The 25,301-nt window shown below is 61.7% G+C and carries 32 protein-coding genes; 20 read left to right on the top strand and 12 right to left on the bottom strand.

Going from position 1 to position 25,301, the window contains the following annotated elements; all coding sequences use genetic code 11:
• The first annotated feature begins 126 nt into the window (after positions 1 to 126).
• The 16 genes from ACR0EZ_RS13295 to ACR0EZ_RS13370 all read left to right on the top strand — a co-directional run bounded on the left by ACR0EZ_RS13295 (position 127) and on the right by ACR0EZ_RS13370 (position 12,745).
• Positions 127 to 1,287 (top strand): phage portal protein, encoded by a 1,161-nt coding sequence (locus ACR0EZ_RS13295; protein ID WP_480613737.1) that lies wholly within the window; start codon positions 127 to 129, stop codon positions 1,285 to 1,287.
• Entirely contained in the window at positions 1,280 to 1,498 is a 219-nt protein-coding gene (locus tag ACR0EZ_RS13300; RefSeq protein ID WP_480613739.1) for a GTA head formation protein, RCAP_rcc01685 family, read from the top strand. The genes ACR0EZ_RS13295 and ACR0EZ_RS13300 overlap by 8 nt, the downstream gene beginning before the upstream one ends.
• Complete coding sequence (locus ACR0EZ_RS13305) at positions 1,495 to 2,070, top strand: HK97 family phage prohead protease (protein WP_480613740.1); 576 nt, start codon at positions 1,495 to 1,497, stop codon at positions 2,068 to 2,070. Before ACR0EZ_RS13300 ends, ACR0EZ_RS13305 begins: the two co-directional genes overlap by 4 nt.
• A 36-nt stretch (positions 2,071 to 2,106) precedes the next feature.
• A complete protein-coding gene (locus ACR0EZ_RS13310) occupies positions 2,107 to 3,285 on the top strand; it encodes a phage major capsid protein (RefSeq protein WP_480613742.1) in 1,179 nt (392 codons plus the stop codon).
• A 171-nt stretch (positions 3,286 to 3,456) separates the two neighbouring features.
• Entirely contained in the window at positions 3,457 to 4,056 is a 600-nt protein-coding gene (locus tag ACR0EZ_RS13315) for a head-tail connector protein (RefSeq protein WP_480613744.1), read from the top strand.
• The gene (locus tag ACR0EZ_RS13320) at positions 4,053 to 4,391 is read left to right on the top strand and encodes a phage head closure protein (protein ID WP_480613746.1); all 339 of its coding nucleotides are present in this window, start codon (positions 4,053 to 4,055) and stop codon (positions 4,389 to 4,391) included. The genes ACR0EZ_RS13315 and ACR0EZ_RS13320 overlap by 4 nt, the downstream gene beginning before the upstream one ends.
• Positions 4,388 to 4,801: a DUF3168 domain-containing protein gene (locus tag ACR0EZ_RS13325; protein ID WP_480613748.1), complete on the top strand. Its 414-nt coding sequence runs from the start codon at positions 4,388 to 4,390 to the stop codon at positions 4,799 to 4,801. Before ACR0EZ_RS13320 ends, ACR0EZ_RS13325 begins: the two co-directional genes overlap by 4 nt.
• A gap of 20 nt (positions 4,802 to 4,821) precedes the next feature.
• Positions 4,822 to 5,235, top strand: a complete 414-nt coding sequence (locus ACR0EZ_RS13330; RefSeq protein WP_170779913.1) for a phage major tail protein, TP901-1 family — start codon at positions 4,822 to 4,824, stop codon at positions 5,233 to 5,235.
• Positions 5,235 to 5,549 carry a gene transfer agent family protein gene (locus ACR0EZ_RS13335; protein ID WP_480613750.1) on the top strand — a complete coding sequence of 105 codons (315 nt, stop codon included), beginning with the start codon at positions 5,235 to 5,237 and terminating at the stop codon, positions 5,547 to 5,549. The genes ACR0EZ_RS13330 and ACR0EZ_RS13335 overlap by 1 nt, the downstream gene beginning before the upstream one ends.
• Entirely contained in the window at positions 5,546 to 5,755 is a 210-nt protein-coding gene (locus ACR0EZ_RS13340) for a rcc01693 family protein (RefSeq protein WP_480613752.1), read from the top strand. The genes ACR0EZ_RS13335 and ACR0EZ_RS13340 overlap by 4 nt, the downstream gene beginning before the upstream one ends.
• On the top strand, positions 5,742 to 6,404 hold the full coding sequence (locus ACR0EZ_RS13345) for a phage tail tape measure protein (protein ID WP_480613753.1): 663 nt from the start codon (positions 5,742 to 5,744) through the stop codon (positions 6,402 to 6,404). The genes ACR0EZ_RS13340 and ACR0EZ_RS13345 overlap by 14 nt, the downstream gene beginning before the upstream one ends.
• A gap of 12 nt (positions 6,405 to 6,416) precedes the next feature.
• A complete protein-coding gene (locus ACR0EZ_RS13350; RefSeq protein WP_480613755.1) occupies positions 6,417 to 7,049 on the top strand; it encodes a phage distal tail protein, Rcc01695 family in 633 nt (210 codons plus the stop codon).
• Complete coding sequence (locus ACR0EZ_RS13355; RefSeq protein WP_480613757.1) at positions 7,049 to 7,936, top strand: DUF2163 domain-containing protein; 888 nt, start codon at positions 7,049 to 7,051, stop codon at positions 7,934 to 7,936. Before ACR0EZ_RS13350 ends, ACR0EZ_RS13355 begins: the two co-directional genes overlap by 1 nt.
• Entirely contained in the window at positions 7,933 to 8,379 is a 447-nt protein-coding gene (locus ACR0EZ_RS13360; protein ID WP_480613759.1) for an NlpC/P60 family protein, read from the top strand. The genes ACR0EZ_RS13355 and ACR0EZ_RS13360 overlap by 4 nt, the downstream gene beginning before the upstream one ends.
• The gene (locus tag ACR0EZ_RS13365; RefSeq protein WP_480613761.1) at positions 8,379 to 12,440 is read left to right on the top strand and encodes a baseplate multidomain protein megatron; all 4,062 of its coding nucleotides are present in this window, start codon (positions 8,379 to 8,381) and stop codon (positions 12,438 to 12,440) included. Before ACR0EZ_RS13360 ends, ACR0EZ_RS13365 begins: the two co-directional genes overlap by 1 nt.
• 8 nt (positions 12,441 to 12,448) lie before the next feature.
• Positions 12,449 to 12,745, top strand: coding sequence for a DUF7742 family protein (locus ACR0EZ_RS13370; protein ID WP_480613763.1), 297 nt, complete (start codon positions 12,449 to 12,451; stop codon positions 12,743 to 12,745).
• Here ACR0EZ_RS13370 and ACR0EZ_RS13375 read toward each other — a convergent pair.
• Positions 12,726 to 12,845, bottom strand: a complete 120-nt coding sequence (locus ACR0EZ_RS13375; RefSeq protein WP_480613765.1) for a TraR/DksA family transcriptional regulator — start codon at positions 12,843 to 12,845, stop codon at positions 12,726 to 12,728. The genes ACR0EZ_RS13370 and ACR0EZ_RS13375 overlap by 20 nt on opposite strands.
• Positions 12,846 to 12,887: 42 nt before the next feature.
• Entirely contained in the window at positions 12,888 to 13,064 is a 177-nt protein-coding gene (locus ACR0EZ_RS13380) for a hypothetical protein (protein WP_480613767.1), read from the bottom strand.
• 84 nt (positions 13,065 to 13,148) lie between these two features.
• On the opposite strand from ACR0EZ_RS13380, the gene cysE reads away from it, so the two are divergent.
• Entirely contained in the window at positions 13,149 to 13,958 is an 810-nt protein-coding gene (gene cysE, locus ACR0EZ_RS13385; RefSeq protein ID WP_480613769.1) for a serine O-acetyltransferase, read from the top strand.
• Positions 13,959 to 13,976: 18 nt separating this feature from the next.
• Here cysE and ACR0EZ_RS13390 read toward each other — a convergent pair whose 3' ends face one another.
• From ACR0EZ_RS13390 to ACR0EZ_RS13415, 6 genes are all read right to left on the bottom strand, one after another.
• Positions 13,977 to 14,297, bottom strand: a complete 321-nt coding sequence (locus ACR0EZ_RS13390; protein WP_480613771.1) for a hypothetical protein — start codon at positions 14,295 to 14,297, stop codon at positions 13,977 to 13,979.
• A gap of 77 nt (positions 14,298 to 14,374) precedes the next feature.
• A complete protein-coding gene (locus tag ACR0EZ_RS13395; protein WP_480613773.1) occupies positions 14,375 to 15,673 on the bottom strand; it encodes a pyruvate dehydrogenase complex dihydrolipoamide acetyltransferase in 1,299 nt (432 codons plus the stop codon).
• A gap of 14 nt (positions 15,674 to 15,687) precedes the next feature.
• On the bottom strand, positions 15,688 to 17,058 hold the full coding sequence (locus ACR0EZ_RS13400) for a pyruvate dehydrogenase complex E1 component subunit beta (protein WP_480613775.1): 1,371 nt from the start codon (positions 17,056 to 17,058) through the stop codon (positions 15,688 to 15,690).
• 15 nt (positions 17,059 to 17,073) lie between these two features.
• Complete coding sequence (gene pdhA / locus ACR0EZ_RS13405) at positions 17,074 to 18,063, bottom strand: pyruvate dehydrogenase (acetyl-transferring) E1 component subunit alpha (protein ID WP_480613777.1); 990 nt, start codon at positions 18,061 to 18,063, stop codon at positions 17,074 to 17,076.
• Between the two features lie 174 nt (positions 18,064 to 18,237).
• The gene (locus ACR0EZ_RS13410; protein WP_480613779.1) at positions 18,238 to 18,537 is read right to left on the bottom strand and encodes an FtsB family cell division protein; all 300 of its coding nucleotides are present in this window, start codon (positions 18,535 to 18,537) and stop codon (positions 18,238 to 18,240) included.
• A 165-nt stretch (positions 18,538 to 18,702) separates the two neighbouring features.
• Positions 18,703 to 19,893, bottom strand: coding sequence for a phosphoglycerate kinase (locus ACR0EZ_RS13415; RefSeq protein ID WP_480613942.1), 1,191 nt, complete (start codon positions 19,891 to 19,893; stop codon positions 18,703 to 18,705).
• A 134-nt stretch (positions 19,894 to 20,027) separates the two neighbouring features.
• On the opposite strand from ACR0EZ_RS13415, the gene ACR0EZ_RS13420 reads away from it, so the two are divergent.
• Together ACR0EZ_RS13420 and ACR0EZ_RS13425 are read left to right on the top strand one after the other, a co-directional pair.
• Positions 20,028 to 20,534: a peptidylprolyl isomerase gene (locus ACR0EZ_RS13420; protein ID WP_480573455.1), complete on the top strand. Its 507-nt coding sequence runs from the start codon at positions 20,028 to 20,030 to the stop codon at positions 20,532 to 20,534.
• Positions 20,527 to 21,084: a peptidylprolyl isomerase gene (locus tag ACR0EZ_RS13425; RefSeq protein ID WP_480613781.1), complete on the top strand. Its 558-nt coding sequence runs from the start codon at positions 20,527 to 20,529 to the stop codon at positions 21,082 to 21,084. The genes ACR0EZ_RS13420 and ACR0EZ_RS13425 overlap by 8 nt, the downstream gene beginning before the upstream one ends.
• A gap of 71 nt (positions 21,085 to 21,155) precedes the next feature.
• On the opposite strand, the gene aqpZ is transcribed toward ACR0EZ_RS13425, so the two are convergent.
• The gene (gene aqpZ / locus ACR0EZ_RS13430) at positions 21,156 to 21,845 is read right to left on the bottom strand and encodes an aquaporin Z (protein WP_480613783.1); all 690 of its coding nucleotides are present in this window, start codon (positions 21,843 to 21,845) and stop codon (positions 21,156 to 21,158) included.
• A 228-nt stretch (positions 21,846 to 22,073) separates the two neighbouring features.
• Positions 22,074 to 22,400, bottom strand: coding sequence for a DUF1330 domain-containing protein (locus ACR0EZ_RS13435; protein ID WP_480613785.1), 327 nt, complete (start codon positions 22,398 to 22,400; stop codon positions 22,074 to 22,076).
• Positions 22,401 to 22,572: 172 nt separating this feature from the next.
• On the opposite strand from ACR0EZ_RS13435, the gene ACR0EZ_RS13440 reads away from it, so the two are divergent.
• On the top strand, positions 22,573 to 23,265 hold the full coding sequence (locus ACR0EZ_RS13440; protein WP_480613787.1) for a winged helix-turn-helix transcriptional regulator: 693 nt from the start codon (positions 22,573 to 22,575) through the stop codon (positions 23,263 to 23,265).
• Positions 23,266 to 23,401: 136 nt separating this feature from the next.
• Here the strand turns inward: ACR0EZ_RS13440 and ACR0EZ_RS13445 are convergent, their stop codons facing one another.
• Both ACR0EZ_RS13445 and ACR0EZ_RS13450 read right to left on the bottom strand, forming a co-directional pair.
• The gene (locus ACR0EZ_RS13445) at positions 23,402 to 23,902 is read right to left on the bottom strand and encodes a bactofilin family protein (RefSeq protein WP_480613789.1); all 501 of its coding nucleotides are present in this window, start codon (positions 23,900 to 23,902) and stop codon (positions 23,402 to 23,404) included.
• Positions 23,892 to 25,223: a DUF5930 domain-containing protein gene (locus tag ACR0EZ_RS13450; RefSeq protein ID WP_480613791.1), complete on the bottom strand. Its 1,332-nt coding sequence runs from the start codon at positions 25,221 to 25,223 to the stop codon at positions 23,892 to 23,894. Before ACR0EZ_RS13450 ends, ACR0EZ_RS13445 begins: the two co-directional genes overlap by 11 nt.
• Between the last annotated feature and the right edge of the window lie 78 nt (positions 25,224 to 25,301).

A 25,301-nucleotide genomic window follows, 5' to 3' on the forward strand; every position in this document is an offset into this window, starting at 1 on the left:
GCGATCGCTGAACAAGTGAAACCGCCGTTGCCCACCCCCCGCACGCTCCATTCCCAAGCCTTAAACTTCTCTCCCTCATAACTCCTTTCAACAAGCCGGGCAGAGCGGCGGCAGAAAGGAGCACAGATGGTATTCGATTTCTTGCGTCGTGGATCGACTGACGAAGCGCCCGAGGCGAAGGCCAGCGCGGCGGGGCCTGTGGTGGCGTGGCAGACGGGGGGGCGCGTGGCGTGGAGCCCTCGGGACGCGGTGTCGCTGACGCGGACGGGGTTTTCGGGGAACCCGGTGGGGTTTCGATCCGTCAAGCTGATTGCCGAGGCGGCGGCGGCCTTGCCTTTGGTGTTGCAGGATCAGGCGCAGCGCTATGATGTGCACCCGATCCTGTCCCTTCTGCGCCGTCCGAATGCGGCGCAGGGGCGGGCGGAGTTGATGGAGGCCCTGTTCGGGCAGTTGCTGCTGTCGGGCAATGCTTATGTCGAGGCGGTGCAGGCCGATGAGGGGCTGCCGGTTGAGCTGCACGTCCTGCGATCCGACCGGATGAGCGTGGTGGCGGGCGCGGATGGGTGGCCCAAGGCGTATGATTACGCGGTGGGCGGCAAGAAGCACCGGTTTTCGGCGCAAAATATCTGTCATATCAAATCGTTCCACCCTCAGGATGATCACTATGGGTTCTCGCCGATGCAGGCAGCGGCGATGGCGATTGATGTGCATAACAGCGCGTCTCGCTGGTCGAAATCGCTGCTGGACAATGCGGCGCGGCCTTCGGGGGCGCTGGTGTGGAAGGGCGATGGCCATGGGGTCATGGCCGAGGATCAGTTCCGGCGTTTGTCGGATGAGATTGAGCAGAACTATCGCGGAGCGCGCAATGCTGGCCGTCCGATGGTTCTGGAAGGGGGGCTGGATTGGAAGCCGATGGGGTTCTCTCCGTCCGATATGGAGTTTCAAAAGACCAAGGAAGCCGCCGCCCGCGAGATCGCGCTGGCCTTTGGAGTCCCGCCGATGTTGCTGGGGATCCAAGGCGACGCGACCTATTCGAACTATCAGGAGGCCAACCGGGCGTTTTATCGCCTGACCGTGCTGCCCCTGGTGACGCGGGTGGCGGCGGCGGTGTCGGAATGGCTGGCGGGCTTTAGCGGCGAGGACTTGGTGCTGAAGCCCGATCTGGATCAGGTGCCTGCGCTGTCGGCGGAACGCGATGCGCAATGGGCGCGGGTCAATGGGGCCGATTTTCTGACGGATGCCGAGAAGCGCGCGTTGTTGGGTCTGCCGGAGCGTGCGGATGGCTGAGGGGTATCCCCCGTTCGACTGCGCGCCGGGGCTGAGGCTGGCCGCGCATGAGCGGGTGGCCGAGATCCAGCATGCGCATCTGTGCCGGCGGCTGGATCAGATCGAAGAGATGATGGAACGGCTGGAGCGCCGGTTGTGGCTGACGGTCTATGGCGTGGTGGCGGTGATCCTGGCGCAGGCGTTTCAGTCGTTGTTGGCAGTAACGCCATGAGTTCAGTGAGTTACATGGAGAAGTTCGTGGATTTGGAGCATAAATTTGCGCGGTTCGGCGATGGATTGTCGGTCACCGAGGATGCGGTGATCGAGGGCTATGCCAGCCTGTTCGGTCAGGTCGATCAGGGTAGCGATGTGGTGCAGAAAGGCGCGTATCGCGGCTCGCTTGACGGGCTGGCGAAAGCTGGTCAGCGGGTCAAGATGCTGTGGCAGCACGATCCGGCGCAGCCTATCGGCGTGTGGGATGAGGTGCGCGAGGATGACCGGGGCCTGTCGGTCAAGGGCCGCCTGCTGGAAAGCACTCAGAAGGGCCGTGAGGCGGCGGAACTGATCCGGGCGGGTGCGATGGACGGTCTGTCGATTGGCTATCGCACCAAGCGGGCCGTGAAGAATGACAAGGGCCAGCGGGTCCTGACCGAACTGGAGCTGTGGGAGGTGTCTTTGGTGACCTTTCCGATGCTGCCCAGTGCGCGGGTGGCGGCGAAGGGATGTGACCCTGAAACCGCGTTCACCTGGCGCAGTATTGCCGAGGTGTTCCGAGACGCCCGGCAGGAGCTGGCGCGAACCTAGCGCGCCTCAAACCCCACCCAAAAACAGGACATGCTGATGAGCAAGACCGAGACCCCGGCCTTGACCGGAGAGGGTGCGCCCCTGGTTCAGGAGGTGAAGCAGGCGATGGCTGGCTTCGTGAATGAATTCAAGGGCCTCAAGGCCGAAGTTAAAACCCAACTGCAACAGACAGAAGAGCGACTGACCATGCTGGATCGTAAATCAACCATCGCGGCCCGCCCGCATCTTGCGACCTCGATCGAGGACGGTGCCCCGCATCAGAAGGCTTTCGACGCCTATGTGCGGTCCGGCGAGGATGACGGGCTCCGTGGGCTTGAGATGGAGTCGAAATCTCTGTCGAGCGCTGTGAACAGTGACGGCGGCTATCTGGTTGATCCGCAGACGGCTGAAGCGATCAAATCGGTGCTGAATTCGACCGCCTCGATCCGGTCGATTGCGTCGGTGGTGAATGTCGAGGCGAACTCGTTCGATGTGCTGATCGACCATACCGATGTGGGCGCGGGCTGGGCGGATGAAACCTCGGCCACGGCGGGGACTTCGACCCCGTCGATTGACCGTATCTCGATCCCGCTGCACGAACTGAGCGCATTGCCGAAGGCCTCGCAGCGTTTGCTGGACGACAGTGCGTTTGATGTCGAGGGCTGGCTGGCCGGTCGGATTGCCGACAAGTTTGCCCGCGCCGAGGCGGCGGCGTTTATCAACGGAGACGGTGTGGACAAGCCGAAGGGTCTGATGATCCACCGTGCTGTGGCAGACGACGCGTGGTCCTGGGGCAGCCTTGGGTATGTGGCCACCGGTATCGATGGCGGCGTTGATGCGGATGCGATTGTCGATGTGGTCTATGCGCTGGGCGCGCAGTATCGGGTCAATGGCACTTTCGTTATGAACTCGAAAACCGCCGGTGTGATCCGCAAGCTGAAGGACAGCGATGGCCGCTTCCTGTGGTCCGATGGTCTGGCCGCCGGTGAGCCTGCGCGTCTGATGGGCTATCCGGTGCTGATTGCGGAGGATATGCCGGATGCGGTGACCGACAGCTTCTCGATTGCGTTTGGCGACTTTCAGGCGGGTTACACCATTGCCGAGCGTCCCGATCTGCGCGTGCTGCGCGATCCGTTCAGCGCCAAGCCGCATGTCCTGTTCTACGCGACCAAGCGCGTGGGCGGTGATGTGAGCGACTTTGCCGCGATCAAGCTGGTGAAATTCGGCACTGCCTAAGCGGTGGCGGATCCCGGGGGGCTTCGGTCCCCCGGGGCGGCGGGCGCGGGCCGGGGTGAAGTCCTTGTGTTGTCTAGCTGCTCCCCTCCGTCCGAGCAACGTGGGGCGGCGCGTGCCCGTCATTTTCCAGGAATGTGGCCCCGGAGGGGTCCGAGATTGCGGAGTGAATGGATGATGTTGATCGAAGAAACCGCCATCGCGGATGCGGCACTGCCGGTGGATCAGTTCAAGGCGCATCTGCGGCTGGGCACGGGATTCGCCGAAGACAATGTGCAGGACGAAGTGCTGAAGGGGTTTCTGCACGCGGCCATTGCGGCGATTGAGGTGCGCACGGGTAAGGTGCTGATTGAAAGGGACTTCTCGTGGAGTTTGAACGGCTGGCGCGATGCGGCGGGTGAGGTGCTGCCAGTGGCCCCTGTAACTGCGGTCAACGCGGTGACGCTGATGGACGCGGCGGGGGCCGAGACGGTGGTGGATGCCGCCGGGTATCGGCTGGAGCGCGATAGCCAGCGGCCTCGGTTGCGGTCTGTGGGGGCGACATTGCCCATGATCCGGACTGGCGGTTCGGTGAAGATCGCCTTTAGCGCCGGGATGGCGGCGTATTGGGGCGGGTTGCCCGCCGATCTGGGGCAGGCGGTGCTTCTATTGGCGGCGCACTACTATGAATATCGCGATGAGACGGCGCTGGGCGCGGGGTGCATGCCCTTCGGGGTGACGAGCCTGATACAGCGCTATCGCACGGTGCGCTTCGGTGCAGGGGTGACGCAATGAGCGCGCCGCGTCTGAACCGCAAGCTGGTTTTGGAGGCACCGGTCCGCAGTGCCGATGGCGCGGGCGGCTATACCGAGACATGGGCGGCGCTGGGTACGCTCTGGGCCGAGGTGACGGCGCGGAGCGGGTCGGAACGGGCGGTTGGCGGAGCCTCAGTCTCGCGCGTGGGTTACCGGATCGTGGTGCGGGGTGCGCCTGAAGGGTCGAGCATGCGGCCCGCGCCGGATCAGCGGTTTCGCGAAGGTCCGCGCCGGTTCGTGATCCGCGCGGTGGCTGAACGCGATGGGCGCGGCCAGTACCTGACCTGTTTTGCAGATGAAGAGGTGGCGGCATGAGCTATGGCGTTGCAGCCGCTTTGCAGGCGGCGGTGTTTCAACAGCTTTCGGGCGACGCGCAGGTTAGCTCGCTTTCGGGCGGGGCGATCTATGACGCGGTGCCCTCGGGGGTGTTGCCGCAGACTTACGTGACTTTGGGCCCGGAAGACGTGCGCGAGGCCGCAGACCGATCGGGCGCGGGTGCCGTGCATCGGTTCACGGTTTCGGTGGTCTCCGAAGCTGCGGGGTTTGGTGCGGCCAAGACGCTGGCCGGGGCGGTGTGTGACGCGCTGGAGGGCGCGGCGTTGTCCTTGGACCGGGGCCATCTGGTGGGGCTGTGGTTCGAGCGCGCCCGCGCCAGACGTACGGGAACCGGCGGCGCAATCCGCCAGATCGACCTGAGATTCCGCGCCCGCGTGGAAGACGACTAAGCAATCAACGGAGAGAGCATATGGCTGCCCAGAACGGAAAAGACCTGTTGGTCAAAGTGGATATGAACGGCACCGGCCTGTTCGAGACCATCGCGGGCCTGCGCGCCACGCGGATCAGTTTCAACGCGGAAAGCGTGGATGTCACCAGCCTGGAAAGCCAGGGCGGTTGGCGCGAGCTGCTGTCGGGCGCAGGGGTCAAGTCGGCCTCGATCTCGGGCTCGGGCGTGTTCAAGGATGCAGGCACGGATGAGCGTGCGCGTCAGTTGTTCTTTGACGGTGAGACGCCAGGTTTTCAGGTGATCATCCCGGATTTCGGCATCGTGGAAGGGCCGTTTCAGGTCAGCAGCATCGAATATGCGGGCTCGCATAACGGCGAGGCGACGTATGAGATGAGCATGGCAAGCGCCGGCGCGCTGAGCTTTACGGCGCTCTGATGGCCAATCCGTGGACGGGCGAGGTGGCGCTGACCATCGATGGGGAGCAGCGGGTGCTCAAGCTGACTTTGGGCGCATTGGCGGAATTGGAACAGGACCTGAAGGCCGGGTCCTTGGTGGAACTGGTGCAGCGGTTCGAGGGCGGGGGCTATTCCAGCGGTGACGTGCTGGCGCTGCTTGTCGCCGGTTTGCGGGGTGGTGGTGCCACAGTCACCCGCGAGGACCTGCTGCACGCCGAGATCGCGGGCGGCCCGATGGCGGGCGCCAGGGCGGCGGCAGATCTGCTGGCCCGCGCCTTCATGGTGCCCGAGTGAGCGGGTTCGACTGGCCCGCGCTGATGCGGGCCGGGGTGCTTGGCCTGCGCCTGTCGCCCGAGCAGTTCTGGCGTCTGACCCCGGCGGAGCTGCGGCTGATGCTGGGACAGGGCGCCGGCGTTCCGGCGATGAACCGCGCCGGGCTGGATGCGCTGCTGGCGGCCTATCCGGACAAGACACAAGGAGAGCGTGATGACGGATCGTGAGGGGTTTGACGACCTGCAGGAGCGGGGAGAGGCGCTGGGTGACGCGCTGGGCGATGCCGCGACCATGGCGGCGGCGTTCGATGGTCAGATGAAACGGATCAGCGCCGCGTTTGAAGAGACCGGCAAGGATGTGGCGACGCTGGAGCGCGGCATGTCCGGCGGCTTGCGCAAGGCGTTCGATGGCGTGGTGCTGGACGGGATGAACCTGTCGGATGCGCTGGACGTGCTGAAGAACTCGATGATCCGGACGGCCTATTCGGCGGCGATCAAGCCGGTGACGGATCATTTTGGCGGGATGCTGGCCAGTGGCGTTGGCAGTCTGGTGCAGAGTCTTTTGCCCTTTGCGGATGGCGGCAGTTTCTCTCAAGGCCGCGTGATGCCCTTTGCCAATGGCGGCATCGTCAGCAGCCCGACCATGTTCCCGATGCGCGGCGGCACCGGACTGATGGGTGAGGCTGGCCCCGAGGCGATCATGCCGTTGGCCCGCGGCGCGGATGGCAAACTGGGCGTGCGGACGCAGGGCGGAGGCCGGGCGGTGAACGTGGTGATGAATATCACGACACCAGATGTGCAGGGATTCCGCCGCTCGCAAGGGCAGATTGCGGCGCAGATGAGCCGCGCCTTGGGCTGTGGAAACCGCAACAGATAAGGGGAGCAGGTGATGAATTTTCATGAGGTGAGATTTCCCGCCAGTCTGAGTTTCGGCTCGGTCGGCGGGCCCGAGCGGCGCACGGATATCGTGACGCTGGCCAACGGGTTTGAAGAGCGCAACACCCCCTGGGCGCATTCGCGCAGGCGGTATGATGCGGGGCTGGGGATGCGCTCGCTGGACGATATCGAGACGCTGATCTCGTTCTTCGAGGCACGGCAGGGGCAGATGTTCGGGTTTCGCTGGAAAGACTGGTCGGACTTCAAATCCTGCGCCGCGACGGCTGAGGCGGATAAGGGCGATCAGGTCATTGCGCGTGGCGATGGCGTGCGGACCGAGTTTCAACTGGTCAAAACCTACAGCTCGGGTGGTGCCAGCTATGTGCGGCCCATCGCCAAGCCGGTTCTGGGCACGGTGCGGCTGGGGTTGGATCAGGATGAGGTTCGCGAAGGCGTCGATTTTGAAGTGGATCTGAACAGCGGTTCGATCCGTTTCGCTGACCCGCCCCCGGAGCAGATCGAAATCACCGCCGGGTTCGAATTCGACGTGCCGGTGCGCTTTGACACCGACAAGATCCAGACCAGCGTGGCCAGTTTTCAGGCGGGGGATGTTCCCAATGTTCCGGTGGTTGAGGTGCGGGTCTGATGAGCGGGGATGAACAGGGCCTGTATGGCCATCTGCAAACCGGGCTGACGACCGTCTGCCGGTGCTGGGCGATCACGCGGACCGACGGGGTGACCTTCGGTTTCACCGATCATGACATGGAGCTTCGCTTCGATGGTCTGACCTTCAAGGCCAGCACCGGACTGACGGCAGCCGCCGTCGAACAGGCGACCGGCTTGTCGATTGACAACACCGAGGCGATGGGTGCGCTGTCCGACGCAGCGGTACGAGAAGAGGATATCGAAGCGGGTCCTTTCGACGGTGCCGAGGTGCAGGCATGGCTGGTCAACTGGACCGATCTGGACCAGCGCGTCTTGCAGTTTCGGGGCTCGATTGGCGAGTTGCGGCGGGCGGGCGGGGCCTTTCACGCGGAACTGCGCGGGCTGACCGACCTGTTGAACCGGCCATTGGGGCGCATTTATCAGAAGCCGTGCACGGCGGTTCTGGGGGATGGGTCGTGCCGTTTCAACACGAACGCGCCGGGCTATTGGGCCGAAGCTGAAATCGCCGGGCTGGACAGCAGCACCCAGCTACGCCTTGCCGGAGCGGCAACGGCGGACGAGGCCTGGTTCGAACGCGGTAGGCTTGATGTGGTTTCCGGTGCCGCAAAGGGGCTGTGGGCCGCGATCAAACAGGACCGCCGAGCAAGTGGTGGGCGCGAGATCACGTTGTGGTCCGGTATCAGCGGCGGGCTGGCTGTGGGCGACCGGGTCAGGCTGACCGCCGGGTGCGACAAACGCATGGAGACCTGCCGGTTGAAATTCAACAACCTGCTGAATTTTCAGGGCTTCCCGGACCTTCCGGGTGAAGACTGGGTTCTGGCAGTGCCCAGGCAGGGCAACTCCCACAACGGAGGCAGCAGGCGGTGACTGTGTACAGACAGGATATTGTGGATGAAGCCCGTGCCTGGCTGGGGACACCCTATGTGCATCAGGCCTCGGTCAAAGGGGCTGGTACGGATTGTCTGGGGCTGTTGCGCGGTGTGTGGCGTTCGGTGGTCGGGAAAGAGCCAGAGGCCGTTCCGGTCTACAGCATGGATTGGTCCGAACCGCAGGGCGAGGAACGCATGTGGTCAGCGGCGCGGCGGCATTTGTCGGAAAAGCCGATTGCCGGGATGGCAGCGGGTGATGTCCTGCTGTTTCGAATGCGGGCCGGCAGCGTCGCAAAGCATCTGGGCATTGTAAGCAGCGTCAGCGACATACCGCGATTTATTCACGCCTATTCCGGGCACGGCGTCGTTGAAAACACTCTGAGCGATCCCTGGCTCCGCCGGGTCGTCGCCTGTTTCGAATTTCCGGTGGAGAATCTCTGATGGCTACCATTCTTCTTTCCGCAGCGGGTGCGGCACTTGGGGGCGCGATCGGGGGCACGGTTGCAGGCCTGTCGACTGCGATCATCGGCCGTGCGATCGGGGCCACCATCGGCCGCGTGATTGATCAGCGCCTGATGAGCCAGGCGATCATGGGGGGTGGCAGTGAAGTGGTTGAATCAGGCCGTCTGGACCGGTTCCGCCTGACTGAAACGGGCGAGGGCGCTGCGGTGTCCACGGTCTTTGGTCGGATGCGGGTCGGCGGACAGGTGATCTGGGCGTCGGATTTTCTGGAAACGCGCAATTCGTCGACGACCTCATCCGGCGGGGGCAAGGGTTCTCCCAAGCCGCCCAAGGTAACAACGGTTACGTACAGCTATTCGGTATCGCTTGCGATTGCGGTGGGGGCTGGTGAAATCGCCGATGTCGCACGCATATGGGCCGATGGTGAAGAGCAGGAGCGCGCCGGCCTGAACATCCGGGTTTATCGCGGCACACAGGACCAGTTGCCCGACCCGCTGATCGAGGCCATTGAGGGCACCGGCAATGTCCCGGCCTATCGCGGGACGGCCTATATCGTTATCGAAGATTTCCAGCTTGGCGCCTTTGGCAACCGCGTTCCGCAGTTTTCATTCGAAGTTGTGCGCCCCTCGCAAAAGGGTTTGCCGGATCACGATACCTCGTTGCCCCGTCTGGTCCGTGGCGTCGCCCTGATGCCGGGAACCGGTGAGTATGCGCTGGCCAGCACACAGGTGAACTATGATCACGGACGCGGAAAAAGCACGACGGCGAATGTGCACTCGGCCTCTGGCCTGCCGGATCTGATCACCTCGACGCGGGCTTTGGAGAAAGAGCTGCCCGGTTGCGATGCAACATCGCTGATCGTGTCATGGTTCGGCGATGATCTGCGCTGCGGCGATTGTCGGATCAGGCCCAAGGTGGAACACAAGGACGCCGATGGCAAGGGCATGCGCTGGAACGTCGCCGGGGAGACTCGCGAAACCGCCGGGATCGTCGCGCGGGACGGTAACACTCCGGTCTATGGGGGCACCCCGGCGGATGCCGCTGTGGTGGAAGCGATCCGGCATCTGAACCAGACCGGCAAACGGGTCATGTTCTACCCGTTCATCCTGATGGAGCAACTGAAGGCAAACGGCCTTGGCGACCCGTGGTCCGATGCGCCTGACCAGCCGCATTTGCCCTGGCGGGGCCGCATCACGCTGGATGTTGCGCCGGGGCGTGCCGGGTCGCCGGATCAGACCGCTGCAGCGGATGCGCAGGTGGCGGCGTTTTTCGGCATCGCGCGCGCTGACGATTTCTCGATCAACGACGATGAGGATCCGCCTGAGAGCGACAGCGGTGAATTCTCAGTCAACACAGGCACCGGTAGTGGGTTGTTTGGTGACGGTAGCGGCGGCGCTATTGCGGCAAAGGACACACCGCCAGCCCGGAACGTTATCGACTACACCGGCCCAGACGAATGGGGCCTGCGCCGGTTCATCCTGCATTATGCCATGCTGTGTAAGGCCGCCGGTGGGGTGGCATCTTTCTGCATCGCGTCTGAAATGCGCGGGCTGACGCAAATTCGCGGCGCTTCCGGGTTTCCGGCCGTTGCACAACTGCGGACGCTTGCCGCCGAAGTGCGCCAGATACTGGGCCCGGACACGAAAATCGGCTATGCGGCGGATTGGAGCGAGTATTTCGGATACCAACCTGCGGGCACCGACGACAGGTTCTTCCACCTTGATCCCCTGTGGGCGGACGACAACATCGATTTTGTCGGCATCGACAACTACATGCCCCTGTCGGACTGGCGTGACGGGGAAGATCATCTGGATGCCGACGCGGGCGCGATTTACGACCTGGGCTACCTCCGGGGCAACATCGAAGGGGGCGAAGGGTACGACTGGTACTATGTTTCTCCCGAAGAGGCCGAGGCTCAGATTCGGACACCGATTGAGGATGCCGACCATGATGAGCCGTGGATCTGGCGCTACAAGGATCTGCGGAACTGGTGGTCGAACACCCATCACGAGCGGATCGGGGGCGTTCGTCAGACGAACCCGACAGACTGGGTTCCGGGGTCAAAGCCGATCTGGTTCACGGAACTGGGCTGTGCGGCCATCGACAAAGGCACGAACCAGCCCAACAAATTCCTGGACCACAAATCGTCGGAATCCAAACTGCCATCCTATTCCAACGGCCTGCGGGACGATTACATTCAGGTTCAATACTTGACGGCCATGCTGGGCTATTGGGGCGATGCTAGCGTTAACCCGGTGTCGGCTGTCTATGGCGCACCCATGGTGGACATGTCGAACGCCTATGTCTGGGCCTGGGACGCGCGGCCATTTCCCACCTTCCCGAACCTGCGCAGCCAATGGAGCGATGGTGAGAACTATGCGCGCGGCCATTGGCTGAATGGCCGGTCTGGGTCCCGCACTCTGGCGTCGGTGGTGACGGAAATCTGCCATGGGGCAGGGGTGACGGATATCGACGTCTCAGCCCTTTACGGGGTTGTCCGGGGTTATGCGGTCGAGGAAGTGTCGGACGCGCGATCGGCGTTGCAGCCTTTGATGCTGCGCTACGGGTTCGATGCGATCGAGCGCGGCGGGATGCTGCAATTCCGTATGCGCGATGCGCTGGGTGCAACTACGGTCGGTCCCGATCAACTCGCCGTCAGCCCGGACATTGAAGGCACGGTCGACCATCGTCGCGAGGCCGAGGCGGAAATGACCGGCAGGGTGCGTCTGCGCTTTGTGCAATCAGACGCGGATCACGACGTGGTCGCCGAAGAGGCTGTGCTGCCGGACGACAGTACCCATGGCGTGGCCGTGAATGAAATGCCCCTGTCGATGACCCGCACCGAAGGACGTCAGACAGTTGAGCGATGGTTGAGTGAAGCGCGTGTGTCGCGCGACACGGTGCGCTTTGCGTTGCCGCCCTCGTTGATGCATCTGGGGGCCGGGGATGTGGTCAGCCTTTCGGGCGATCAAGGCGGAGCGCGGTATCGGATCGACCGTCTGGAGCAGGCCGAGATGCAAATGGCTGACGCGGTAAGGATCGAGCAAGGGGTCTATTCCACCTCAGACCTTGCGGAAGATGCGGTTTCGGTGAAGCCATACATCGCTCCTGTTCCGGTCTTGCCTGTGTTCATGGACCTGCCCCTGATCACCGGCGCCGAGGTGCCGCATGCGCCCTACCTTGCCGTGTCAGCCGATCCATGGCCGGGCAGCGCTGCCGTCTATTCGTCATCCAATGACGAGGATTACCGGCTGAGCGATGCAATTTCAGGCCAGGCCATCATCGGATTCACCGAAACCCCGCTCAGGCGCGCTGCAAGCGGTATCTGGGACGAGGGGCCAGCGCTGCAGGTCAAACTGATCGACGGTTTGCTGGAATCGCGCCCGCGCTCGGCCCTGCTGAGCGGCGTCAACGCGGCGGCCATCGGCGACGGATCACCCAATAATTGGGAGGTTTTTCAGTTCGCAGATGCCGCCCTGCAATCTCCGGGCATTTACGCCTTGTCCGGTCGCTTGCGGGGGCAGTTGGGGACCGATGCGCTGATGCCGGATGTCTGGCCTGACGGCTCGGTCTTTGTGCTGCTGAATGACCGGGTGGTCCAGACCAGCCTGCTGCGCACCGAGCGGCGGGTGGCCAAGCACTATCGCATCGGCCCCGCCGCACGGAGTTATGACGATCCGTCATACGAGCACCTCGTACAGTCTTTCGATGGCAACGGATTGCGTCCCTATGCGCCGGCGCATGTGCGGGTCAGGCCGACCTCTGCGGGGGACATGGCAACCTGGATCCGCCGCACACGTTTGGATGGCGATGACTGGGCCGGGCTGGACGTGCCACTGGCCGAGGAAAACGAATCCTATCTTCTGCGCGTGCGTGCCAAAGGCGCGGTACTGCGCGAAGTGGTGACGGCGGGACCGCGATGGACCTATTCGACCGCGATGAAGGCGGCGGATGGTCTGACGGGCCCCTATCGGCTTGAGGTGGCGCAGGTTTCGGCCAGCTTCGGGCCGGGTCCGTTCGCACAACTGGCGGTGGGGTAAGCGGCCCGATGCGGCCCGTGCTCCACGGTGATATCAGCTCTGCGGCGCGGGCTTTGCTGGCCGTGCCGCAGCGGGACCGCGACAGCCTGTGTGTCCGCATGATCGCCGGGGCGGAACTGGCGGATGCGTATGTCACCAAGACGGGGCGCTTGCACCCGCTTTACGGCAATGGCTCGCTAATGGCCGCCGCGCGGAACAGAGTGCTGCCGACGGAACCCAGCTTTGACGATGTGCAATATTGCCAGTGTTTTGAACTGGTTCTGAACCACTTGATCCGGTTTCAGATCAACCGGCAGCGCAGCTGACACATTTGCTGGCGGCGAGGTCCAGGTTCAGTCGGCCCTCGGGAATCTCGTCGCCGCAATCTTCGCAATACCCGTATTCATCTTCCTGCAGGCGGGCCAATGCGGCGTGCAGACGACGGGTTTCCAGATCACGATTGGCCTGCTACGCCTTGGCCATCGCCTGATTTTGCAAAGCGTCCATCCGGCTTAACCGGCCAACGGCCTGCTGGTCCAACTCGACAACCGCCTGCGCCTGTTGGCCCGCGGTTGAAAGCTGGCTCAATTCCGCCAGACGCGCTTGAATTTTTGCCTCGAAATAACGGCGTTGTGATTCATTCATTTCTGTTGCATCGCAGATCACGGGTTTGCGTTTGGTGTTTTTACCACTAAATGGCATTCTAGGCGCAGCAGAGGATCAAAAGCTATGTTCGAAAAGCGCAGCCAAGTCACGTCCGTGGACCCGGTTTGGGGACGCATTACCGCCGAAGCCACCGCAGCGGTCGAAAAAGAACCCCTGATGGGGGGGCTGGTGCATGCCTGTATCTTGCATCACCGCAGTCTGGAACGTGCCCTGTCTTACAGGGTATCGGCGAAGCTGTGCTCGAACGAGATGTCGATGATGGTCCTGCGTGAGATCGTGGATGAGGCGTATGCCAACGATCCCAGCCTGATCGAAGCGGCCCGTGCCGACCTGATGGCGGTCTACGAACGCGATCCGGCCTGCCACCGTCTGTTGCAGCCGATCCTGTACTTCAAAGGCTATCAGGCCATGCAAGCCTATCGCGTGTCCCATTGGTTGTGGCGCAAGGGGCGGCACGATCTGGCCTATTTCTTCCAGATGCGGTCATCCGAGATTTTCGGGATCGACATTCACCCCGCCGCGAGGATCGGCAAGGGCATCATGATCGACCACGCCCATTCCATCGTGATCGGCGAAACGGCTGTGGTCGGCGACAACGTATCCATGCTTCATTCCGTGACCCTGGGTGGGACCGGCAAGGAAGAGGAACAGCGTCATCCCACTATTGGCGATGGCGTTCTGATCGGGGCCGGAGCCAAGGTTCTGGGCAATATCGAGGTTGGCCATTGCAGCCGCATCGCCGCCGGATCGGTGGTGCTGCAAGAGGTTCCAGCCTGCACGACCGTGGCGGGTATCCCGGCCAAGATCGTGGGTGAGGCAGGCTGCGACCAGCCGTCGATCTCGATGGATCATATGCTGGGCAAGGACCAGTAACGTCAAAAAACGCGATGTTCAGTTCGAGCGGCTGTTTTTTCTAAGCAGCCGCTCTTGCCGTTTTTGCGCGCGCCGTTGTTTGCGTAGCTCAATTTTCTTCTGCCGCTCGGCCTTTTGCTGCGCGATCACGGCAGGGTCGGTTGACTTGAACCTGGAGTTTTCGCCCGGATAGCTGTTGGGCTTTGCCGCGCTCACTTCAGGCAAGGCGGTTGCCAGCAAGGCCAGCACGATCAGGCTTTTGGTGGTTGTTTTCGGGCGCATCGCACAACATCTTCCAGCATGTTCGGTAAGAAGAAGGTGGGATGTTTCACCCTTGCACGCAATCGTTCGGGCGATCACGTGCGCTCAAATCCCGGCGCGGGGTCCGTCAATCCCGCCGGGCTGTGTGTCCGGCGGGATTGAGATTTCACAGGTGACTACGCCAGCATAACCATCGGGTTTTCCAGATTGTCTACAATGGCTTGCAGCAACTGGGCCCCCAGCGCGCCGTCGATAACCCGATGATCGACCGACATGGTGACGGACATCACGGTGGCGACGGTCAGCTCTCCATCATCACCTACGACCGGTTTTTTCAAACCGGTGCCGACGGCCAGGATACCCGCATGCGGCGGGTTCACGATGGCGTCGAAATTGTCGATGCCGAACATGCCGAGGTTGGAAACCGCGAAGGTGCCGCCCTGATATTCATGCGGGGCCAGCTTGCGCTCGCGGGCGCGACCGGCAAGATCTTTCATCTCGGTCGATAGCGCAGACAGCGACTTGGTGTCGGCATCCTGCAGGACCGGAGTGAACAGCCCTCCCTCGATGGCGACCGCAACCGCGACGTCCGAGGGTTTCAATTGCAGCACCCGGTCACCCGCCCAAACGGCGTTGCACTCGGGAACCTGCTGCAGCGCATTGGCGACGGCTTTGATAATGAAGTCGTTGACGCTCAGCTTCACGCCACGGCCTTCCAACTGCTTGTTCAACTGGCTGCGGAACTTGAGCAGCGCGTCCAGCTTGATATCGCGGCGCAGGTAGAAATGTGGGATGGTCTGCTTGGCTTCGGACAGGCGCGCGGCGATGGTCTTGCGCATGCCGTCGAGTTTGATTTCCTCGTATTCGCGACCTTCGTACATCTTGGCCACAGCATCCGCCGATGGACCGGCCGGAGCGGCTGCAGGCGCAGGTGCCGCCGCAGTCGGTGCAGGGGCGGCCGCCGGCGCAGTCACACCTTCGACATCCGCTTTGACGATCCGGCCATGCGGGCCGGAACCTGTGATCTGTGTCAGGTCCAGACCTTTCTGAGCGGCGATGCGGCGGGCCAGAGGCGAGGCAAAGATGCGTCCGCCATCTGCCTTGGCCGGAGCTGCCGGGGCAGGGGCAGGCGCCTCGGACGCCGCTGGTGCGGCGGCCTCGTTGCCCGCGGCGGCTGCGGGGGCAGCCGCGGGTGCAGCAGCAGGTGTGGCGGCAATATCATCGGCGCTTTCGCCATCGTCCAGCAGAACCGCGATGGCGGTGTTGACCTTGACCCCTTCGGAGCCTTCCGGGATCAGGATTTTGCCGATGGTGCCTTCGTCAACCGCTTCGAACTCCATCGTGGCCTTGTCGGTTTCGATTTCGGCCAGCAGGTCACCGGATGAGACGGTGTCGCCTTCCTTGACCAGCCATTTGGCAAGCGTGCCTTCCTCCATGGTCGGCGAAAGGGCGGGCATCAGAATTTCGGTGGGCATCTGTCTGTCGCTCCTTACCGGTAGGTCACTTGTTTGACGGCGGCGATCACCTCATCAGTGGTGATCAGGGCCAGCTTTTCCAGGTTCGCGGCATAAGGCATCGGAACATCCTTGCCGGTGCAGTTGATCACGGGTGCGTCGAGGTAATCGAACGCCTCCTGCATCACCACGGAACTGATGTAGCTGCCAACCGAACCCTGCGGCCAGCCTTCTTCGACGGTCACCAGACGGTTGGTTTTCATCACCGAGTTGATGATCGCGCCGGTGTCCATCGGGCGGATGGTACGCAGGTCGATCACCTCGGCGCTGATGCCGTCCTCGGCCAGCTTGTCGGCGGCTTCCAGCGCGAACTGCATGCCGATGCCGAAGCTGACGATAGTGACATCCGAACCCTCGCGCCAGATGCGCGCCTTGCCCAGCGGTATCGTCAGGTCATCCACCTGCGGCACGTCGAACGAGCGGCCATAGAGGATTTCGTTTTCCAGGAACACCACCGGGTTGGGGTCGCGGATCGCCGATTTCAGCAGGCCTTTGGCATCGGCTGCCGAGTACGGCATGACCACTTTCAGGCCGGGAACCTGCATGTACCACGCGGCGTAATCCTGGCTGTGCTGGGCGGCCACGCGGGCGGCGGCACCGTTCGGGCCACGGAACACGATCGGGCAGCCCATCTGACCGCCGGACATGTACAGCGTCTTGGCCGCCGAGTTGATGATCTGGTCAATCGCCTGCATGGCGAAGTTGAAGGTCATGAACTCGACAATCGGTTTCAGCCCGCCAAAGGCGGACCCCACGGCGATGCCGGTAAAGCCATGCTCGGTGATCGGGGTGTCGATGACGCGCTTGGACCCGAATTCGTCCAGCAGACCCTGGCTGATTTTGTACGCGCCCTGATATTCAGCGACCTCTTCGCCCATCAGATAAACGTCTTCGTCACCGCGCATTTCTTCGGCCATCGCGTCGCGCAGGGACTCGCGGACGGTCTGTTGCGCCATCTCGGCATCTGCGGGCCAGTCGGGCGACAGATCGACGACCGGGGCCGCCGGGGCTGCGGCAGGAGCGGCGGCCTTAACCGCCGCTGGGGCGGCTTCGGTCACCGCTGCGGCTGCAGGCGCCGCTTCGGGCAGGGCCGAGGCGTCTTCGCCTTCTTCCACCAGCACGGCGATGGGGGTATTGACCTTGACCCCTTCGGTGCCTTCCGCGATCAGGATCTTGCCAACGATACCTTCGTCGACAGCTTCGAACTCCATCGTGGCCTTGTCGGTCTCGATCTCGGCCATGATGTCGCCGGATGATACGGTGTCGCCTTCCTTGACCAGCCACTTGGCCAGCGTGCCTTCTTCCATCGTGGGCGAAAGGGCGGGCATGAGAATTTCGGTTGCCATGTCTTAATCGTCCTCTCAGGCGTAAATGTCGGTCCAGAGCTCTTCGACGGAAGGCTCGGGGCTTTCTTTTGAGAATTCGGCGGCCTGATTGACGACCTCTTTGATCTCTTTGTCGATCGCCTTCAGGTCATCCTCGGTCGCGTGTTTGCCGGTCAGCAGCAACTCGCGCACATGTTCGATCGGGTCGCTTTGTTCGCGCACCTTCTGAACCTCTTCACGGGTGCGGTATTTGGCCGGGTCGGACATCGAGTGGCCGCGATAGCGGTAGGTCTTGATTTCCAGAATATAGGGGCCCTTGCCCGCGCGGCAGTGGGCAACGGCCTTCTCGCCAGCAGCTTTGACAGCCAGAACATCCATGCCGTTGACCATTTCGCCCGGTATCCCGAAGGCCTGACCGCGATGGTAGATGTCAGCGGAAGAAGTCGAGCGCGCCTGAGCGGTGCCCATGGCATACTGGTTGTTCTCGATCACGAAGACCACCGGCAGGTGCCAGAGGGCCGCCATGTTGAAGGTCTCGTAAACCTGACCCTGGTTTGCTGCGCCATCGCCGAAATAGGTAAAGGTGACGCCACCGTTTTCCTTATATTTGTCAGCGAATGCCAAACCCGCGCCCAGCGGGACCTGCGCGCCGACGATGCCGTGGCCGCCATAGAAATTCTTCTCTTTCGAGAACATGTGCATCGAGCCGCCCTTGCCTTTGGACAGACCGCCCTCGCGCCCGGTCAGTTCGGCCATCACGCCGCCCGGGTCCATGCCGCAAGCCAGCATATGGCCGTGGTCGCGGTACGAGGTAATCCGCTTGTCACCGTCTTTTGCCGCGGCCTCGAGCCCGACAACAACCGCCTCCTGGCCGATATACAAATGGCAAAAACCGCCGATCAGACCCATGCCGTAGAGTTGTCCGGCCTTTTCCTCGAATCGGCGGATCAGCAGCATTTCACGGTAATAGGTGGTAAGTTCTTCCGCAGAAACGTTTGGTTTCTTTGTGGTTTTTCGCGCAGCCATAGTGGCGATCTCCCCCTTTCGGCAAGATAGTTTAGCGTTAAACTATCTCATAAAGCATTTCCGTCTGTCTGGCGAGTGCAAATGTGACGCAGCGGCACCCCGTGCGGAATCCAGCCGGGTTTTTTCCGCGAAATCCTCGGTTTAAGAAGAGTTTGAGACAGTAACCGGGCGGGTTCAGCGAATGACGATCTCATCCGCGCGGATCATACCCAGAACGGAACGCGCCTGCTGATCCAGAAGGTCAAGATCCAGATAGGTGTCGGACAGTCTGCGGGTGAGGTTTTCCATCTCGGTGATCTCGGCGGTCAGAGACGCCAGGTCGCGTGACAGAGCATCCCGTTCCGCCGCAATCTCGACCCGCCGGAACAGGCCATAGTCGCCCTGCACGGCGGCGAAGGTGAAATAAACACCCAGCATGAAAGCCACCGAGAAGAAAAGGACTGCGCCCAAACCGGGCCGATTGGAACGGGACACTCTGTTACCGCCGTATGAAACTTGCCTCAAAAACGTGCCCTTGGCGGGCATCTGAAAGCACTATGTCACAGGTGATTCCGGTTGTGAATCCCTTGAGTCGTCAAAATTCACCGGATGAGTCAGAAAGTCACATGGCGCGCGCAGAACGCGCCATGTGGGTCGAAATCACTGCTCCAGCGCGGCGACGCCGGGCAGGGTTTTGCCTTCCATCCATTCCAGAAACGCACCGCCAGCGGTCGAGATATACGAAAAGTCCCGCGCCGCGCCCGAGGCATTGAGCGCCGCAACCGTATCCCCGCCCCCCGCGACCGAGACCAATTGGCCGGACCGTGTCAAAGCCGCGGCTTTCAGCGCAGCAGCGTTGGTGGCCGCGTCAAAGGGTTCAAGTTCGAACGCGCCCAGGGGGCCGTTCCAGATCAGTGTCTGGCTTTGCGCGAAGATATCCGAGATTGCCGCCACGCTGTCGGGGCCCGCGTCCAGGATCATGCCCTCTTCGGGGCATTGGTCCACAGGCAGGACTTGATGCGGCGCGTGGGCTTCGAACTTTTCGGCAACAACGATATCCGTGGGCAGAACGATCTTGCAGCCCGAGGTTTCGGCCTTTGCAAGAATGTCGGCTGCGGTGTCCTTCATCTCGCGCTCGGCCAGCGATTTGCCGACGCTCACGCCCTTGGCGACAAGAAAAGTATTCGCCATCCCGCCGCCGATCACCAGAAAATCCACCTTGTCGATCAGGTTGCCCAGCAGTTCCAGCTTGGTCGACACTTTCGCGCCACCGACCACGGCGGTCACGGGGCGTTTCGGCGCCCCCAGCGCGCCTTCCAGCGCCTCAAGCTCTGCCTGCATCAGGCGACCGGCGCAGGCGGGCAGCAGGCGCGCAATCGCCTCGGTCGAGCTATGGGCGCGGTGCGCGGCGGAAAACGCATCGTTGCAATAGGCATCGCCCAGACGCGCCATTCCGGCGGCCAGATCGGGATCGTTCTTTGTCTCGGCCGCGTGAAAACGGGTGTTTTCCAGCAGCAGAACCTGACCGGGTTGCAGCGTTTCGGCGGCCAATTCCGCCTCGGCCCCGACGCAATCGGCGGCAAACAGAACCTCGGCCCCGAATGAAGCCTCGAGCGTCGGAACCAGTTGTTTCAGAGACAGGCTCTCGCGCCGTTCGCCGCCGGGGCGGCCAAAATGGGCCAACAGGATCGGCTTGCCCCCCGCGGCAAGGATATCCCGCACCGTCGGAACGATGCGCTGGATGCGGGTCGCGTCGGTTACAACGCCATCCACCACCGGCACGTTGATATCGACGCGCACCAAGACGCGTTTGCCGTTCAGGTCCATATCGTCCAGCGTTTTCCAGCCCATCGCGCAATCCTCGTGTTTTGATACCCAGTTTAGGCGGTTCTTTTCCTGCATTTTGCCCTCAGGTCAATGCGTCACTTGGCTTTCACCGGCTTGGGGCATAGGTATTTGCCAAGACCAAACGACAGGAGGGCCTCATGGCCGAGATCAAAGACCCCGAAAACACAATCATCATCGAGCTGAAGGACGGCAATGTCGTGATCGAATTGCTGCCGGATGTCGCGCCCCAGCACAGCGCGCGGATGAAGGAACTGGCGCGCGGCGGCGAATATGACAACGTGGCCTTCCACCGTGTGATCGACGGTTTCATGGCCCAGACCGGTGACGTACAGCACGGCGATATGGAAGACGGGTTCAACCTGCGTATGGCGGGCACCGGCGGGTCGTCGCTACCTAACGTTCCGGCCGAGTTCTCGAAGCTGCCGCATGACCGGGGCACACTGGGTGCAGCGCGGTCGCAGAACCCGGATTCGGCAAACTCGCAGTTCTTCATCAACTTCAAGGACAACCACTTCCTGAACGGCCAATACACCGTGTATGGCCGCGTCATCGACGGGATGGAACATGTGGACGCCATCGTGCGCGGCGAGCCGCCTGCAAACCCCGACCGCATGATCAGCGTCAAGGTGGCCGCCGATGCATAAGCTGGCCGCTATTTTTGCTCTGCTGGCCAGCCCCGCGCTGGCCACGGGCCTGGAGATCGAGGTCGAAGGCGAGGGGGCGAATGGCACCATCATCGTCGATCTGTTCGATGACGTCGCCCCGAAGCACGTGGAACAGATCGCGGCGCTGGCGGCTGAGGGTCAGTATGACGGCGTGGTGTTTCACCGTGTGATCGACGGCTTCATGGCGCAGACCGGCGATGTTCAGTACGGCGATCAGACCAGCGACGGCTTCAACGCCAACTACGCCGGGCGTGGTGGCTCGGACCGTCCCGATCTGCCTGCCGAGTTCTCGGACATCACTTTTGACCGGGGTGTCGTCGGCATGGCGCGGTCGAACAATCCCAACAGCGCCAACTCGCAGTTCTTCATCATGTTCGCACCGGGGCCGTTTCTGGACGGGCAGTATACTGTCGTCGGTCAGGTCACAGGCGGCATGGACGTGGTTGACGCGATCAAACGCGGCGAGGGCCAGAACGGAGCCGTTATCGGCCAGCCTGATGTGATGAAAAAAGTCACCGTCACTGAGTAACAAAAGACCCCGGCGCTGCATCAAGCGCCGGGGTTTTGTTTCTTTACAGCCGCCTATCGCAAAGCGGTGTGTCAATCCTCCGACGACATCGCCTTCCAGATCAGCGCACCGACCGCACCGCCAATCAGCGGGGCGACCCAGAACAGCCACAGCTGCGCAAGCGCAGGGCCATCGGCAAACAGCGCCACTCCGGTCGAGCGGGCCGGGTTGACTGAGGTGTTGGTCACCGGGATCGACACCAGATGGATCAATGTCAGCCCCAAACCAATGGCGATCGGAGCGAACCCGGCAGGCGCACCGCTGGACGTCGCGCCCAGAATGATCAGGATGAAGAACGCGGTCATCACAATCTCGATCACCAGCGCGGACATCAGTGAGTACCCTCCGGGAGAGGCCTCGCCGTATCCGTTCGACGCAAACCCGCCGACCCCAGCGAAATCCGGCGCGCCGCTGACGATCAGATACAGAACCACAGCAGCCGCAATCGCACCGATCACCTGCGCAGCCCAGTAGGGCAGCAGGTCCTTGGCCGGAAAGCGCCCGCCGATCATCAGGCCCAGACTGACCGCCGGATTGAAATGCCCGCCCGAGATATGGCCAACCGTATAGGCCATCGTCAGGACCGTCAGGCCAAAGGCCAGTGAAACACCCAGCCATCCGATGCCCACATCAGCGACACCCGCTGCCAGAACCGCGCTGCCGCAGCCGCCAAGGACCAGCCAGAATGTGCCGAAAAACTCGGCCATAAGTTTCGATGACATGAAAACTCCTCCACAATTCAATGGGGTTAAGGTTAATTCAAAAAACACTTTTTGTGAAATTGTTAAAGAGTGGGGAATTTCCACCAGGATGCGTCAGATCGGAACCACTGGTGCGTCAAGGGCGTCGCCCCGCGTTCTTCAGATTAAGAGCGTTCGTTCTGAGTCAAATTTGGCCATGTACATCGACAGAACCGGTCCAATCAGAACCGGATCTGCCAGCCCACGTTTTCAACCCGCTTTGAGATAGGGGATTGCGCCGGCAATGTCCGTGTCATCGATGACATGGAAGTTCGAAACGCTACCCGATTGACGCGCCTTTCCATGGGGTGCGTATTCCGGGTCCGCAGCGAATGCGTCCAGTGCTTCCCGCGTTGGGAACTCCAAAATAGCGATCAACGTGCTGTCCTTCTGGTTTCCCTCCAGTGTTTCGATATTGCCGCTGCGCGACAGGTAGCGACCTCCATGTTTTTCAACCAGTTTATGTACGTTGGCCGCATAGTCCGGAATCCACCCGTCGTCAGTCACCTTTATGTCTGCGATTAGGAATACACTCATTTCGACTCTCCATTGAGCAAGCGAACGAGGCTGTTCGCGATGTGGCCACAAGGCTGGCGGATTTTCGGGAATCGAATCCAGTCACAAATCTGGAGTTGGTAGTACAGTTTCTGGACTGGTGCGCGCCCGCAAGGTCACTAAGATACAAAAAAACCAGCTAGCGAGGATCAACATGGCACAAGCCGGATACAAACAATTCTGCCCTCTCGCGATGGCGGCCGAGGTTCTTTGCACGCGCTGGACCATGGTCCTGATGCGCGAACTGATCGCTGGTTCAACGCGCTTCAACGATTTGCGACGCGGCGTGCCGAAGATGTCACCGACCTTGTTATCCCAACGCCTCAAGGAATTGGAGGAGGCCGGGATTGTTGTGAAACTACCCGTTCCTCATGAACGCAGAGTGTTCGAGTATCACCTGACCGAAGCTGGGAAAGACCTTCGGGACGTTGTTATCGCAATGGGAATGTGGGGCCAAAAATGGGTAGAGTCCTCATTGTCTTTGAAGAATCTCGATCCATCACTCTTGATGTGGGATATGCGCAGAAACCTAAATCCCGATCCACTACCCAACCGGCGAACCGTGATTCAATTTCTGTACCACGACCTGCCATCAACCAAACGCGATTGGTGGCTGGTAATTGAACCGGCAGGGGATGTCGATTTGTGCTGGGCAGACCCGGGATTCGAGGTCGATCTTTTCGTATCTACCGATCTTCGCACGATGACGGCGATCTGGATGGGTGTGACAGATGTCGCTTCCGAACGCGAGAAGTTTGAATTTACAGGGCCAAAAGAAATTTCCTCGACAATTCAAACCTGGCTCGGCCTCAGCCCGTTTGCAGTTCAGGAAAAGCTTGTCGGTTGAAGTGCATTCCGGGATCGAACGGCAGCTTCATTGCGCACCAAGGACATTCCAGAACCACGAAAAGCGCCCCAGAAAACCAGAGCGCCGCAGGGGGTCCTGCGGCGCTTCCGAATAGTGTCACTTTGCCGAAAGAAGCTTACTGCTTCACTTCCGCCGCCGGGTTTGCGCCCGATTTGCCGCTGCGGCCCGGGTTCAGGGGGTCGTCCTGACGCTGGACCGAGCCTTCGAAATGCGCGCCGCTTTCGATGGCGATGGTCTTGTGGATGATGTCGCCTTCGACCCGTGCGGTCGAGGTCAGGCGGACCTTCAGACCACGCACACGGCCTACGATGCGGCCGTTGACAACCACGTCATCCGCCGTCACTTCGCCCTTGATTGTCGCGGTCTCGCCGATGGTCAGCAGATGCGCGCGGATGTCGCCTTCGACCGTGCCTTCAACCTGAATGTCACCGCTCGTCTTGAGGTTGCCGGTGATGTGCAGGTCCGAAGACAGAACCGACGCCGGAGGCTTGGGCTTGGGCGCGGTGCTGGCCTTGGTTTCAGCCGGTGCAGGGGTCGCCGGAGTGGCCGGAGCGGCCGGTTTTGCTGCCTCGGTTTCTTTCGACCCGGGCTCGTTGATTTTGCTCTTAGAAAACATTTCTCGCAGCCTTGATGTAAGTCATTGGGTTTACAGGTTTTCCGTTCACACGCACCTCATAGTGCAAATGTGTGCCGGTAGACCGTCCGGTGCTACCCATATCAGCAATATGATCCCCGCGCGAGACCCTTTGACCGACCTTTACGTTGATCTTGGTGTTATGAGCGTAAAGTGTCTCAATTCCGAACGCGTGGCGGATCTTGACCAGCCGCCCAAAGCCCGATTGCCAGCCCGCGTGGGTGACGACTCCGTCAGCGGTTGCGAAGATATCCGTGCCATGCGCGCCGGCAAAATCCGCACCGTTATGCATGCGCCGACCGCCGGTTTTCGGGTCGCGGCGGGTGCCGTAACCGCTGGTAAAGCGCACGGCCGCGTTCACCGGGCTGGCGAACGGGGCTTTTTCGGCTGCGATACGGTACAGGTTCAGCTGATCCATCTGCTGCAGCAACGTGTTTGCCCGGGCCTCGTCCGCGGACAGGTCCTCTTCTTCACCGCGTGTGCTGAAGGATAAAGGGGTCAGCGGACCGCCCATACCGCTATATCCGCGCCGGACCTCTTCGATGATGCGATCTGTGGGCATGCCTGCGCTGCGGAACATCTTGTCCAGCGGCTCGACCGAGATCACCATCGCCTCTTCCAACTGGCGGAAAATCTCGTCGTTGCGCTCTTGCATCAGGCGAATTTCCAGTTCCAGATCGTCCCGCTGATCCAGCGCGTCCTGCGCGTTGGCGGCGATCTGGTCCCGCTGTTCCGCCGTGCGCGCCAGGGCGTCGGTCATGAACTCCATCTGCGCAGGGTTGGCGACGGCGGCCATATACATGTCGGTGCCGTCGGTTTCCTGCTGCAGCTTGGCCAGTTCGGTCCGAACCTCTTCGCGCTGCTTCATGGTCGCGCGCAGGGTGGTCTGGATCACTTCGATCCCCGTCTCCAACTCGCGACGGCGGTTTTCCGAGGCCAGAAGTTCGGATTGCATCGCCGAGATTTGATCCAGAGCCGCATTGAACCGGTCCTGCGCCGCCAGCGCTTCCTGCGCCCGCGCATCGCGTTCGGTTGACAGGATGTTCAGACGTTCCTGATAGGTGGCCTGATCCCGTTTCGCCTGTTCGCGGAAGTTGCCCGAGCCGATGCTGTCCATCAGCAGGATCGCCGTGGCCACCGTCGTCCAGCCGACCATGACCGCGACACCGGCGACCGCGGCCACCTGCGTCTCGGAACTCAGACGGATAAACCGCGTGTCTTTGTCGGATTTCAGAAAGACCCGGCGTTCGGGAAAGTGCCGTTCAAGCAGCGAGTGTAATTTGATTGCCAGACGTGTTCTCACGCGTCTTATCCTCTCGTCCCCAAGATCGGGACCGGTCGTGAGTGAGTGCGTCGCCGTCCCTTGGGGCGTTTGCATAAA

Source organism: Ruegeria sp. AK4, assembly GCF_056541025.1.